This window comes from Sulfitobacter aestuariivivens (assembly GCF_014763045.1).
Classification (GTDB): Bacteria; Pseudomonadota; Alphaproteobacteria; order Rhodobacterales; family Rhodobacteraceae; genus Sulfitobacter; species Sulfitobacter aestuariivivens.
Genome location: NZ_JACTAG010000001.1, coordinates 1,085,031 through 1,098,642, shown reverse-complemented (window position 1 = coordinate 1,098,642; position 13,612 = coordinate 1,085,031). Strand labels below are relative to the sequence as shown.

12 protein-coding genes are annotated in these 13,612 nt (G+C 60.2%); 7 read left to right on the top strand and 5 right to left on the bottom strand.

The genetic code is table 11. From position 1 onward, the window contains the following. The first annotated feature begins 28 nt into the window (after positions 1–28). Both H9Q16_RS05435 and H9Q16_RS05430 read left to right on the top strand, forming a co-directional pair. Complete coding sequence (locus tag H9Q16_RS05435; protein WP_191074325.1) at positions 29–1,786, top strand: sensor histidine kinase; 1,758 nt, start codon at positions 29–31, stop codon at positions 1,784–1,786. A gap of 3 nt (positions 1,787–1,789) precedes the next feature. Further along, positions 1,790–3,124, top strand: coding sequence for a sigma-54-dependent transcriptional regulator (locus H9Q16_RS05430; RefSeq protein WP_191074324.1), 1,335 nt, complete (start codon positions 1,790–1,792; stop codon positions 3,122–3,124). An 18-nt stretch (positions 3,125–3,142) separates the two neighbouring features. On the opposite strand, the gene H9Q16_RS05425 is transcribed toward H9Q16_RS05430, so the two are convergent. After that, positions 3,143–3,430: a hypothetical protein gene (locus H9Q16_RS05425; protein WP_191074323.1), complete on the bottom strand. Its 288-nt coding sequence runs from the start codon at positions 3,428–3,430 to the stop codon at positions 3,143–3,145. A gap of 543 nt (positions 3,431–3,973) precedes the next feature. Here H9Q16_RS05425 and H9Q16_RS05420 point away from each other — a divergent pair. Further along, positions 3,974–6,754 carry an Rne/Rng family ribonuclease gene (locus H9Q16_RS05420; RefSeq protein WP_191074322.1) on the top strand — a complete coding sequence of 927 codons (2,781 nt, stop codon included), beginning with the start codon at positions 3,974–3,976 and terminating at the stop codon, positions 6,752–6,754. 65 nt (positions 6,755–6,819) lie between these two features. Here H9Q16_RS05420 and H9Q16_RS05415 read toward each other — a convergent pair whose 3' ends face one another. Continuing rightward, complete coding sequence (locus tag H9Q16_RS05415; RefSeq protein WP_191074321.1) at positions 6,820–7,044, bottom strand: sulfurtransferase TusA family protein; 225 nt, start codon at positions 7,042–7,044, stop codon at positions 6,820–6,822. 94 nt (positions 7,045–7,138) lie between these two features. Here H9Q16_RS05415 and H9Q16_RS05410 point away from each other — a divergent pair, with 94 nt between their 5' ends. The 4 genes from H9Q16_RS05410 (at position 7,139) to H9Q16_RS05395 (ending at position 11,466) form a co-directional block, all read left to right on the top strand. Then, positions 7,139–7,891, top strand: a complete 753-nt coding sequence (locus H9Q16_RS05410; RefSeq protein ID WP_191074320.1) for a cytochrome c biogenesis CcdA family protein — start codon at positions 7,139–7,141, stop codon at positions 7,889–7,891. Between the two features lie 54 nt (positions 7,892–7,945). After that, on the top strand, positions 7,946–9,157 hold the full coding sequence (locus H9Q16_RS05405; protein WP_191074319.1) for a hypothetical protein: 1,212 nt from the start codon (positions 7,946–7,948) through the stop codon (positions 9,155–9,157). Next, a complete protein-coding gene (locus tag H9Q16_RS05400) occupies positions 9,154–10,509 on the top strand; it encodes a cytochrome P450 (RefSeq protein ID WP_191074318.1) in 1,356 nt (451 codons plus the stop codon). Before H9Q16_RS05405 ends, H9Q16_RS05400 begins: the two co-directional genes overlap by 4 nt. A gap of 63 nt (positions 10,510–10,572) precedes the next feature. Then, positions 10,573–11,466, top strand: a complete 894-nt coding sequence (locus tag H9Q16_RS05395) for a fructose bisphosphate aldolase (protein WP_191074317.1) — start codon at positions 10,573–10,575, stop codon at positions 11,464–11,466. Between the two features lie 316 nt (positions 11,467–11,782). Here the strand turns inward: H9Q16_RS05395 and H9Q16_RS05390 are convergent, their stop codons facing one another. Genes H9Q16_RS05390 through fumC form a run of 3 tightly spaced genes read right to left on the bottom strand, consistent with a single transcriptional unit; the run spans position 11,783 to position 13,571 of the window. Further along, complete coding sequence (locus H9Q16_RS05390; RefSeq protein WP_191074316.1) at positions 11,783–12,007, bottom strand: ribbon-helix-helix domain-containing protein; 225 nt, start codon at positions 12,005–12,007, stop codon at positions 11,783–11,785. Then, entirely contained in the window at positions 12,004–12,183 is a 180-nt protein-coding gene (locus tag H9Q16_RS05385; protein ID WP_191074315.1) for a DUF4169 family protein, read from the bottom strand. The genes H9Q16_RS05390 and H9Q16_RS05385 overlap by 4 nt, the downstream gene beginning before the upstream one ends. Then, the gene (gene fumC / locus H9Q16_RS05380) at positions 12,180–13,571 is read right to left on the bottom strand and encodes a class II fumarate hydratase (RefSeq protein ID WP_191074314.1); all 1,392 of its coding nucleotides are present in this window, start codon (positions 13,569–13,571) and stop codon (positions 12,180–12,182) included. The genes H9Q16_RS05385 and fumC overlap by 4 nt, the downstream gene beginning before the upstream one ends. Positions 13,572–13,612: the final 41 nt, after the last annotated feature.

Here is a 13,612-nt window from a genome sequence, read left to right as displayed (position 1 = left end):
TGGATGCAGGCCGGGCTAGATTACCGGCATGGACGCGCCCCCTCCCTCCAAACCGGAATTGCGAAGTTCGTGGCGTTTGCGACTGGCCATGGCTGTGCTTGTCACGCTGGCGGTTGTCACCATCTCTGTCACTAACAAGCTGCTGACAGACAGGTTCACGGACACCACGCGCGACAGGGCTGAACTGCGCATCGCACTTTACAGTGGCAATCTGCTGGCGGAATTGCGTCAAAACGCGATTGTCCCGCAGCTTCTCGCGCGGGACCCGACGCTGATCAATGCGCTGGAGTCGGCGGATTATTCCCTGTCCACCCAGCGGTTGATTTCGTTTGTGGACGAGATCGGAGCAGCGTCGCTGATGCTGTTTGACAATGACGGGCGCACTGTGGCCGCAACCGATCGCAACAGGTTAGGATCAGGCCACCGGTCTGAGCCTTATTTCGTGGATGCGATCCGGTCCAGTGCAACGATCTTTACGGCCATCCGGCGCGACACCGGCGGCTATAGCTTTGTCTACTCGCGCCGGATTCAGGACAGGGGCACGACGCTGGGGGTGATCGCGGTTGAGGTCGATCTGCAGAAGTTTGAACGGGCCTGGGCGGGGATCTCGGATGCGGTCATCGTCATGGACAGCACAGGCGAGATCATTCTTGCGACAGCACCACGCTGGCGCGGTATGACGGAGCCTGAGGCGCTGGCCAGCGACTCTCCGCAGTCTGCCATCGAGCGGGCGATCAAAGCCACCGCCGACTGGACCGCGCTCCCCCCCGACGCCTATTTGCAGGGTGAAGCGGTGATGCGGCTGGAAAACCGGATCCCCTTCCGGGGTTGGAAGATGGTGAGCTTCACCACCTATCAAAGTGTGCGCGAACGGGTGAATGCGGTGCTGGCGCTCGAGATGATGGGCTTTGCGATTCTGCTGGCGCTGGCGTTCTATTTCCTCAGCCGGCGCACGGCGGGGCGGTTGGCGATCTTCCAGCGCGAGTCGGCCAAACTTCGCGCATTGAACGTCGCCCTGCAGCGGGAAATTGCCGAACGAAAACGCGTGCAAGAGACGCTCGCCGTGGCCGAACAAACGCTTGAGCAGTCCAGCAAACTGGCGGCTCTGGGCGAGATGTCGGCGGCGGTCAGTCACGAATTGAACCAGCCACTGGCGGCGATGAAAACTTACCTTGCCGGGGCGCGGCTTTTGCTACGCCGCAACCGCCCGGACGAGGCCCTGTCGTCCTTTGGGCGCATTGACGATCTGATTGAGCGGATGGGGGCAATCACGCGGCAGCTGAAATCCTACGCCCGCAAGGGGCAGGAGGCGCTATCGCCTGTGGATATGGGAGCTGCGCTGGCTTCCAGCCTGTCGATGATGGAGCCTCAGTTACGCCAGCGGCAGGTCCAGATCAGCCGAATCCTTCCCGAGGACCCCGTGCTGGTCATGGGCGACCGGATGCGGATCGAACAGGTGATGGTCAACCTCTTGCGCAACGCGCTGGACGCCACCAAATCGGAACGAAACCCTCAGGTGGACATTATGTTAGCAGCTGGCGAAACCGCGACGCTCACGGTGCGCGACAACGGCCCGGGTATCGAAGACCTCGATGCGCTCTTTGAGCCGTTTTATACCACCAAGCAGCCCGGCGACGGTGTCGGGCTGGGGCTTGCCATTTCCTCGGGCATCGTGAACGACCTTGGGGGCAGGCTGAGGGCGCGCAACGGGTCGACCGGTGGCGCGGTCTTTGAAATGCAACTGCCGATCCATCAGGACGGCGCCAACATTGAAGCGGCGGAGTAAGACATGGCTCAGGCAATGAAAATCGCGATCGTCGATGACGAACAGGATATGCGGCAGTCGATCAGCCAATGGCTGGCGCTGTCGGGCTACGACACCGAAACTTTCGCCAGCGCGGAAGACGCGCTTAAAAATCTCGGCCCCGATTATCCCGGGATCGTCATTTCAGACATCAAGATGCCGGGCATGGACGGGATGCAGTTTCTCAAGAAGCTGATGGGCAATGACAGCGCTTTGCCGGTGATCATGATCACCGGGCATGGCGATGTGCCCATGGCGGTTGAGGCAATGCGCGTGGGGGCGTTTGATTTTCTGGAAAAACCCTTCAACCCTGACCGGATGTCGGAGCTGGCCAAGAAAGCCACCACCGCGCGGCGGCTGGTCATGGACAACCGCGCGCTGCGGCGCGAGCTCAGCGATGGCGGGCAGCTGATGAAAAAGCTGATCGGGCAGTCCCCGGTGATGGAGCGGCTGCGCGAGGATATCCTTGATCTGGGGCAGGCCGATGGTCACGTGCTGATTGATGGGGAAACCGGCACCGGCAAGACCCTCGTGGCGCATGCGCTGCACGCTGTTGGATCACGTGCGGGCAAGAAATTTGTGCTGGTCAGCTGCGGTGCGTTCGAGGAAGACGCGCTGAGCAAGCGTCTGTTTGGCCCGATGATGCCCGAAGATGCACAACTGCCCGCCATCGAAGAAGCACGCGGCGGGACGCTGGTGCTGGAAGACGTTGAAGCGCTGAGTGAGACACTGCAGGCGCGGTTACTGTCCGTGATTAACGAACAGGGGACCCCGGCCGAGACGCGGATCGTGGCGATCTCCAATCTGCAGGAAGCCGGGCGCACATCAGAAGACGCGCTGCGGTCCGATCTGTTCTACCGGCTGGCCGCACTCAGGATCACGGTGCCGCCGCTGCGGCAGCGGGGTGAGGATATCCTGACGCTGTTTACCCGGCTCAGCGATCAGTTTGCCGATGAATATGGCTGCGACGCGCCGCAGGTGTCGGCGCAAGAGGCCGCTCAGCTGTTGCAGGCGCCCTGGCCGGGTAACGTGCGCCAGCTGATCAACGTGGCCGAACGTGCCGTGCTGCAGTCCCGGCGCGGGTCAGGCACAATCGCGTCCCTGTTGATGAGCGATCATGACGAGATGCAGCCGGTGATGACCACCGAGGGCAAGCCGCTCAAGGAATATGTCGAAGCATTCGAACGCATGCTGATCGACAACACCATGCGGCGGCACAAGGGGTCGATTGCCAGCGTGATGGATGAACTTTGCCTGCCGCGACGCACGCTTAACGAAAAGATGGCCAAGTACGGGCTGCAGCGGTCCGATTATCTGTGACCGCTGGAACCAAGCCGCTTAGCGGTTGATCTCAGCAATCTGCGTCGCGCGGCCGTTTTCATCTGTCACGCAGGACCAGCTTTTGGCGTTTGGAACGTCAACGATGAAATAATTCGTCTCGATGATCGGGATTGTCGTGTTGATCGCCACCCCGTCCGCCCCGGTCTCGTCTACCACGGCCCGCACACAGCTTTTCTGACCCCGCAGATCCGCCAGCGCTTCGGGATCGTTTGCAACGGCAATCTCATCACAGGCAGCGACAGCCAGCAAAGACAGGCACAAGGCAGAGCGCAGAAAAACGGGCATTGAATATCCTTCGGATCGGTGGCGACCCACCTGCCGAAAGCGGCAGCAATCGGCACGGGGGCTCTTTGGAGCGCAGAATGTCCTCGCAGTCCTTACCGTTGTCAACCGGAGCGCGCTGCTTTTTACGCAATTGCCGCCGCGTGTGCCCGATTGCCCATTGTCATTTGCCCCCCAAAGCCCTTAACTAGGAGACAGGCATAGTGACGCGCATTTGCGTCACGTATCGCCGCAAGAGTTTCGCTGTCTGACAGGTCCGATTATGGGTCGCAGACAGGCCGATTGGGCCCTTTTGGGCCAAAGAACTGCTGATGCCATCCCGGGGCATGCCCCTTGGATCGGTCAGTACATTAACGGATGGGGGCACAGATGTGCTCACCGTCGGAGAAGAACCGCGATGACGCGCGCAGAATGCATGAGCAGACGATCCAGGGCCCAATGCGGCCCCGTTTGCCCCGCGTCTCATATCGCCCTGACAAGTCACACGTTTCACGCCGCAGCACCCCCAGGGCGCCGCGGGTCGAGGCGATTGTGCAATATGGAAACATGGCCAAGAAAATGCTTATCGATGCCACCCACGCGGAAGAGACCCGCGTCGTGGTGGTGGACGGAAACAAGGTTGAGGAATTTGACTTTGAATCCGAAAACAAACGCCAGCTTGCTGGCAACATCTATCTCGCAAAAGTAACACGGGTTGAACCGTCGCTTCAGGCGGCGTTTGTGGACTATGGCGGCAACCGCCATGGCTTCCTCGCGTTCTCGGAAATACACCCCGATTACTACCAGATCCCCGTCGCTGACCGGCAGGCGCTGCTGGAAGAAGATCGCGCCTATGCCGAAGCGCAGGCCGCCAAGGATGATGAAGACCCCAAACCCAAGCGGACGCGCGGGCGTGGCCGAAGCCGATCCAAGGCCAAGGCAGAAGAGACGACATCAGATGATGCTGTCGCCACATCTGACATCAACGGGATGGAAACTGTCGACCTGACCGACGACGACGAAGTCGAAGTCAGTGAAGACGAAGCGTCCTCTCCCATGGAACGCGTGCCAGAGACCCCTGTGGACACACCAGCTGTCGGCGAAGAAGACGACGCGGACGCAGAGACAGAAGACGCATCTGCGTCGGATGACACTGCCGGCGCGGACGACGACGACGACGATACCGGCGACAAGAAAGGCAGCAAGGCCTCTGCCAAGGACGAAACGATCGAATCTGTGGCCGATGAGGACGACAGCGAAGATATTCGTCCTGCGCGCAAACCCCGGCCCAAGCGCTACAAGATCCAGGAAGTTATCAAAGTGCGCCAGATCCTGCTGGTGCAGGTCGTCAAGGAAGAGCGCGGCAACAAGGGTGCAGCCCTGACAACCTACCTGTCACTGGCCGGTCGCTATTGTGTGCTGATGCCCAACACCGCGCGCGGTGGCGGCATCTCTCGCAAGATTACTAACGCCGCGGATCGCAAGAAACTCAAAGAGATAGCGAACGAAATTAAAGTGCCCCAGGGCGCTGGACTGATCGTGCGCACGGCAGGTGCCAAACGCACCAAGGCCGAAATCAAGCGCGATTATGAATACCTGCAACGCCTGTGGGAGCAGATCCGCGAACTGACGCTGAAATCCATCGCGCCCGCGAAGATCTACGAGGAAGGCGATCTGATCAAACGCTCGATCCGCGATCTTTATAATCGCGAGATTGATGAGATCATGGTGGAGGGCGAGCGCGGCTATCGCATCGCCAAGGACTTCATGAAGATGATCATGCCGTCCCACGCTAAGAACGTGAAACGCTACGAAGAGGGGCTGCCGCTTTTCGCGCGCTATCAGGTCGAGAGCTATCTCAGCGCAATGTTCAATCCGACCGTGCAGCTTCCTTCGGGCGGCTACATCGTGATCGGTGTGACCGAAGCGCTGGTCGCGATTGACGTGAACTCTGGCCGGGCAACCAAGGAAGGCTCGATCGAGCAGACTGCGACCAAGACCAATCTGGAGGCGGCTGACGAGGTCGCGCGCCAGCTGCGTCTGCGCGACCTTGCAGGCCTTATCGTCATCGACTTCATCGACATGGACGAGCGCAAGAACAACACCGCTGTTGAAAAGCGCATGAAGGACAAGCTGAAGACCGATCGCGCGCGCATTCAAGTGGGTCGTATCAGCGGCTTTGGCCTGATGGAAATGTCCCGCCAGCGTCTGCGTCCCGGCATGATCGAGGCGACGACACAGCCCTGTCATGCCTGTCACGGTACCGGGCTTATCCGGTCTGACGACAACCTCGCGCTGTCGATCATCCGCCAGATCGAAGAGGAAGGCACCCGTCGACGGTCCCGCGAGGTGCTGGTCAAGGCGCCTGTGGGCATCGCCAACTTCCTGATGAACCAGAAACGCGAGCATATCGCGCACATCGAAGCGCGCTATGGCATGTCCGTGCGGATTGAGGGTGATCCAATGCTGATTAGCCCCGATTTCAGCCTTGAAAAGTTCAAGACCGCAACACGGGTGGTAAAGGCCGTCGAACATGTGGTTTCCGTCGATACATCGATCATGGATCAGATCGACGAGGATGAGGCAGAGACCGTAGATAACCTGCCACCAGAGAGCGATAGTGAAGAACGCCAGCACACCGATGGCGAGGGCAAGCCCAAGAAACGTCGTCGTCGTCGGCGGCGTCGGGGCAAGGGTGCCGGTGAACAGCAAAATGGCGATCAGCAAAACGGCGAGACCCAGACGAATGATGCCGGTGACGGCGACCCCGTGCAGGACGCGCCAGCAGAGGACGCCACGCCCGAGGACACAGGCGAGACCAAGACTGAGGAAAAGCCCAAGCGCAGCCGCAGCCGGTCGCGAAAGCCCAAGGCCGACGCAGAGGCCGAAGCGGTCAGCGACACAGATGCCAAAACCTCAGAGGCAGTTGAGGATGCGCCGGTAGAAGAAGATGCGCCGAAAAAGCGGACGCGTTCGCGCAGCCGCAAGCCGAAAGAAGCAGAGACCGCCGCGGAGGAAGCGCCGGCAGCTGAAGACGCCAAGGTTGATGACGCCAAGGTCGATAACGCAGCACCGGCAGCTGAAGATGCCAAGGCCGATGACGCCGCACCAGCAGAGGAAAAGCCAAAGAAAAGGGCCACCCGAAGCCGCGCAAAACCCAAGGCGAAAGAGGCGGTACCAGAGGCCGTCGCGGCAGAGCCGCAGGCGATGGCCGATGCCTCACCAGAGGCGGTCACCGCACCGGCACCAGAGCCTGTCGCACCTGTTGCGCAGGAGGCGCCTGCCGCGCAGGAGTCGTCTGAAAAGCCGAAGAAAAAGCGTCGCGGATGGTGGTCTTTGGGCAGCTAGACCCAGGTCACGTTGACAAATTTCGACATGTGCAGGGGCGGCCATCGGTCCGCCCTTCGCCTGTCTCAGCCTGCCTTGCGCACCAGATAGACCTGTGCGGTGCCCTGATCCCCGGTCTCAACCAATTGGTGACCGCTCTCAGCGCAGAAATGAGGCACGTCTACAATCGCGGCCGGATCATCTGCAAGCAGCCGCACGCAGTCGCCTGCCGCAACACCCTGCAGCCGCTTACGCAGCTTCAGCACGGGCAGGGGGCACAACAGCCCGGTGGCATCCAGTTCCTCAGTCATGGGCAGCGCCATATCGTGGATGTTACACCCCGTCCACAGGGTTGTGACCACCCAGCAGGTGACGTGGGCCCCGTGGCAGTCTAAGGGGGAGAGTATGTTTGGTATTGAACTGATCGACGCGAGCCTTGCGCCCGCCATGCTGGTCGCCCTTTTGGCTGGGGTGATATCATTCCTGTCGCCCTGTGTGTTGCCTATCGTACCGCCTTATCTGGCCTATATGGGGGGGGTATCACTTCAGGATATGTCGTCTGAACGCGCCGCCCGTCGGCGCGCGGTGATTGCGGCGCTTTTCTTTGTGATGGGGCTGAGCACGGTTTTTCTGATCCTCGGGTTCACGGCTTCTGCATTTGGCGCCTTTTTTCTGCAAAATCAGACGCTTTTCGCACAAATCTCAGGTGTCGTGATCATCATCTTCGGTCTGCATTTTCTGGGCGTATTCCGCATCCCGTTTCTGGATCAGGAAGCGCGGATGGATGCCGGCGACAAGGGCGGATCAAGCTTTGGTGCCTATGTGCTGGGCCTTGCCTTTGCCTTTGGCTGGACGCCCTGCATCGGCCCGCAACTGGGCGCGATCCTGTCGCTTGCCGCATCCGAGGCGTCGGTCACACGTGGCACATTGTTGCTGGGCATCTATGCCGCGGGCCTTGGCATTCCGTTTTTGCTGGCAGCGATGTTCATCACCCGCGCCATGGGCGTGATGAATCGCATCAAACGCCACATGAAGCTGATTGAGCGGATCATGGGCGGGCTTTTGTTGATCGTGGGTGTGGCGATGGTCACAGGGGCCTTTTCGTGGTTTGCGTTCTGGCTGCTGGAAACCTTTCCGGCCCTCGCCACGCTGGGCTAGTTAAGCCTTACTCTTGCCCGAAACCAAAGCTATGCTGCGTCCAGAGGACAGACCATGGGCAAGAGCAGTGATAGCGCAGTGAAACGGCGTCGGGTGTTCTACATCCCCGGCTACGACCCAATTCATCCGCGCCGCTACCGCGAACTTTACCGCAAGGAAGGCGCGGCTCAGGCTGCAATTTCGGGCTATGACATCGCATTGTCACCGGGCCGGGGCGATGGGCACTACGGCTGGCATGTCCAAGCGCAGATCGACGGCACAAAGGTCACTACGGATGTCGACGTGCTGGTCTGGTCGGATATCGTCCGCGACAGCATGGACACATCAATTCCCGCGACCTACCTGCAACTGATCCGCACCGCGTGGATCTATGCCGCCTCTGGCACGCTGTGGCGGTTGATGAAACTGCGCAAAGGCCCGGTCATCGCAGCCCTTTATCCGGTGGGAATGTTGCTGGGCCAAGCACTGCTTGCACTCCTCCTGTTGGCAGTGATCTATGCATTCCTGTCACCGGTCCACCCTGTTCTGGGCTCTGTGGTTGGGGCCGCGGCGGCGATCTGGCTGTTGCGGTGGTTCAAGGGCAAGGACAGCAGATTTTTTGCCTACTACCTGATGCACGATTATTCCTATTCCGCCGCATCGCGCGGGGCCAATTCACCCGAGCTTGAGGCGCGCATCGCCGCTTTCACAGATACCGTGGCCGCCGCGCTCGAGACGGACGTCGACGAGGTGCTGGTGGTCGGCCATTCATCGGGCGCGCATCTGGGTGTCAGCATATTGGCCGATCTGATCCGCGCGGGCAGGGTGCCCGCAAACGGCCCTGCGCTGGCTTTTCTCAGCCTGGGGCAGGTGGTGCCGATGGTGTCGTTCCTGCCCGACGCACACCGGCTGCGCGCCGATCTGCGTTACCTGTCGGCTCAGGACACCCTCGCTTGGGTTGATGTGACTGCCCCTGGCGACGGCTGCGCTTTTGCGCTGTGTGATCCCGTCGCCGTGTCCGGCGTCGCGCCCGCCGACAAGCGCTGGCCCCTGGTGTTCTCTGCGGCCTTCACCCAGACGCTGAGCCCCGCCCGCTGGAAGGCCTTGCGCTGGCGCTTTTTCCGGCTGCATTTCCAGTACCTCTGCGCCTTCGACCGGCCCAAGGACTACGACTATTTTCAAATCACCGCCGGCCCGCAGACCCTGGGCGCGCGCTATGCAGGCCGCGTGCCCTCGCGGTCGCGCATAGATCACGCGGTCAGCAAATTCACCTCTGTGGCGGCATGACCCTGCTGCCACCCAAACCCCCCAGCCGCCCCGATCAGGTATCGCTTTGGCGCTATGCGCGCCTCTTTCGCGCAGATATCCTCAGTGCGCAGCCTGCGCGACTTTACCGGGCATGGATGGCCGCCTTCAAGACCCCGTTCTTTCAAAGCTATCTGATCAATCAACCCGAGCTGGTGCAGACGGTGCTAAAAGACCGCCCGGAGGATTTCCCCAAGTCAGACAGGATCGGCGAGGGGCTGAGGCCGTTGCTGGGCAATTCGGTTTTCCTGACCAATGGCGCGACGTGGCATCGACAAAGGCGTATCATCGACCCTGCCTTTGAGGGTGGCCGCCTGCGCACGGTTTTCCCTGCCATGTGGGATGCAGCTGAGGACGCTGTTGCGCGGTTGAACGATCACAATGGCCAGGTGATCGAGATCGAGGCAGAGACAAGCCATGCCGCTGCGGATGTGATCTTTCGGACGCTGTTTTCGATCCCGATCGGGCACGCGACCGCCCGTGCTGTCTTTGAGGAATTCCGTACGTATCAACGCACGCAACCGATCCTGAACCTCGCCGCATTTGTTCCGTTACCGCGCTGGATGCCGCGATTTTTTCGCAAAGACACGACCCGCAGTGCAGCCCGCATCCGGGCGCTGATCACCGAATTGACACAGGCGCGCCGGGCCGCGATCGAGAATGGCACGGCACCAGATGATCTGGCCACCAAGATCATGACAACGCAAGACCCCGAAACAGGTGCCTGTTTTGACGCGCAAGAGATGGTCGATCAGGTCGCCATCTTCTTTCTGGCCGGGCACGAGACCAGCGCTTCGGCTCTGGCCTGGGCGCTCTATCTGCTGGCCACGCATCCTCACTGGCAGGACCAGCTGGCCGACGAGGCGCAGGTGCTTGAGACCTGTGATTTTTCTGTCATGGCCAAACTCAAAATCAGCCGTGACGTCTTCCGCGAGGCGCTCAGGCTCTACCCGCCGGTGCCGATGATGGTACGCCAGGCGTCTTGCCCGGAACACTTTCGGGATCGGCGGATCAGACGGGGCAGCCAGTTGGTGCTGAGCCCCTGGCATCTGCACCGCCATGAACGACTGTGGGACAACCCGGATGGATTTGACCCTGCGCGCTGGCAGACCGAGAACGGCCAGACCTGCCAGCGCACGGCATACATTCCGTTTTCTGCTGGCGCGCGCGTGTGTCCCGGGGCCGGATTTGCGATGGTCGAGGGGCCATTGATCCTGTCGCGTATCTTGCGGGATTTCCGGGTTGCACCTGTCACCGACAAGGTGCCCCGACCGGTGGCTCATCTGACAGTGCGCGCAGCCGACGGCATCTGGCTTAGACTGACCCGGCGGTAGCATCGCTAGCGCCTTTCGACTAAAAACCGGATCAACAGAATCAAAATACAAGGGGGCCGCAGGATGGCAAGGAACACAGAGCAACTGGCGCAAATGAAAGACGGCAAGGGTTTCATCGCTGCGCTGGACCAATCCGGTGGCTCCACCCCCAAAGCGCTGGGTCTTTATGGCGTCGAGCCGACAGACTATGACGGCGACGCAGAGATGTTTCAGAAGATGCACGAGATGCGGGCGCGGATCATTCTTGCGGATGACTTCACCGCCCGGAAGGTCATCGGCGCGATCTTGTTTGAACGCACCATGGACAGCGAGATCAACGGCACACCGACAGCAGATTTGCTGTGGCGGGACCGGGGTATCGTGCCGTTTCTCAAGATCGACAAGGGACTGGAAGAGACGGCCAATGGCGTTCAGCTGATGAAACCAATGCCCGATCTTGATGCTTTGCTGGCGCGCGCGGCGGGCAAGGGCATCTTTGGCACCAAGGAACGTTCTGTCATTCATGATGCCAATGAAGGCGGGATCAACGACGTGGTGGCCCAGCAGTTCGACGTGGCGCGGCAGGTTTGCGCGGCAGGGCTGGTCCCGATCATAGAGCCTGAAGTGAACATTCATTCAGACACCAAGTCGGCCGCCGAAGACATGCTGCGAGACGCTTTGGCGCGCCAGATCGAAACGCTGGCCGAGGATGAGCTGGTGATGCTCAAGTTGACCCTGCCGGAACAGGCCAACCTCTACGACAGCGTCGCAAGCCAGGCCAAAGTGGTGCGCGTGGTGGCACTTTCGGGGGGGTATTCAACGGATGAGGCAAGCAAAAAGCTGGCGCAGAACGGATCGATGATTGCGAGCTTCAGCAGGGCCTTGACCGAAGGATTGAACGTGTCGATGTCAGATGACGCATTCAATGCGGCCCTAGGGGCAAACATCGACCAGATCTACCGCGCATCGGTGGCGTAAGGCACATCCTCTGAAACCTAAGATCGGAAACTTTCAAAGTTTCCGACCGTTTTCTTTCAAAGAAAACGATCACCGGATCCGGCGAATGGATTCTTGATTGCAAAATATCACTGTTTGGCCCGCGTTCTCGATGGCGTGAAACCCACGTCTTGCCAGTTCCTGCTCGAATTCGCGGCCGCCCACATACCGTTCGATGTCCCGACTTTTGCGTCTGACCACGCCACCGCTTTTTGCCGCGCGAGATCCAAAGAGGTCAATCAGCCATTCATTCGAGGTGAGAGGGGAGCCAGAAAATCGCATGCCCCATTCGATCCGATCAAGGTAAACGATCTCTTAAGGCGCGCAGCACGTAAAGCCGTATGGCAGAGGCGAGCCCCATCTCGATGCCCCGCTCTGCGTCAATCTCGGCCACCAGTGCATTGATTGGCATGCGTCTTTCTGCGGCCAGATCGCGAAATACCTGCCAGAATTCATCTTCAAGCGAGATCGATGTGCGATGACCGTGCAGGGTAACCGAATGTTTGACCGGCCGCCCGCTCATGTCTCGCGCTTGTGTCCGTCCAGATGCCGCATCACCCGCTCCGCGTCGGATTTATCAGTAGCTTTTTCGGCTTTTGACTGGCCGAACTTGATGGCATTCTCATCGGCCTGCTTGCATCGGGCAGCTCTTGCCCGGGTCTTGCGCGCCTTGTTGAGGTTAATGGGTTTCTCGCTCACTTCGGTCCGATCATATCCTCTGGCCGTACCACGCGATCAAAGGTCTCTGCGTCTACGAATCCCAGGGCAATCGCCTCTTCTTTCAGCGTCGTGCCATTCTTGTGCGCGGTCTTTGCGACCTTGGTCGCATTGTCATAGCCGATGGTTGGTGCCAGCGCCGTCACCAGCATCAGGCTTTCCTTCATCAGCTTATCGATGCGTTCTTCGTTAGCGCGCGTGCCGGTAACCATGTTGTCGGTGAAACTGGACGCCGCATCCCCCAGCAGCTGCATCGATTGCAGCACATTATAGCTCATCATCGGGTTGTAGACGTTCAGCTCAAAATGCCCCTGCGAGCCGGCAAACCCGACCGCGGCATCGTTGCCCATCACATGCGCGCATACCATGGTCAGCGCCTCGGCCTGCGTGGGGTTCACCTTGCCCGGCATGATCGAACTTCCCGGCTCATTCTCGGGCAAGATCAGCTCGCCCAGACCGGAGCGGGGGCCAGAACCCAAAAGCCGCATGTCGTTGGCGATCTTGAACATGGAGGCCGCGACCGTCTTCAACGCGCCCGAAAACATCACCATCGCGTCATGGGCCGCCAGTGCCTCGAACTTGTTGGGCGCGGTCACGAAGGGTAGGCCGGTGATCTCGGCAATCTCTGCCGCGACCTTCTCTGCAAACCCTTTGCGCGTGTTCAGCCCGGTACCCACCGCTGTCCCCCCCTGGGCCAGTTCATAGATATCCGGCAAGCAGGATTCGACGCGCGCGATACCCTTGGCCATCTGGTGGGCATAGCCGCCAAATTCCTGACCCAGCGTCAGGGGCGTTGCGTCCTGCGTGTGGGTGCGGCCGATCTTGATGATGTCCTTGAATTCTTCCGCCTTGGCTTCCAAGGCTGCGTGCAGCTTGCGCAGGCCCGGCAACAGCGTATCGCGCGCCATCATGCCGATGCCTACATGCATGGCCGTCGGGAAGGTATCGTTGGACGATTGCCCCATATTGCAGTGATCATTGGGGTGTACGGGTGATTTGCTGGCCATCTCTCCGCCCATGATCTCGATTGCGCGGTTCGAGATCACCTCGTTGGCGTTCATGTTCGATTGCGTGCCGGACCCGGTCTGCCAGACCACCAGCGGAAAGTTGTCATCGAACTTGCCATCGATCACTTCCTGTGCAGCTTGCTGTATGGCTGGGGCCAGGTCCGCATCCAGATCACCGAATTCCAGATTGACCGATGCCGCGGCCTTCTTGATCACGCCCAAGGCGCGGACGATCGCGGTCGGCTGGCGCTCCCAACCGATGGGGAAGTTCATGATCGACCGCTGCGTCTGCGCGCCCCAATACTTGTCTGCGGGGACCTCCAAAGGGCCAAAGCTGTCGGTTTCGGTGCGGGTATCGGCCATGGGGCGGGCTCCTGAACGTGGCATTGCAATCGGTGTACCGC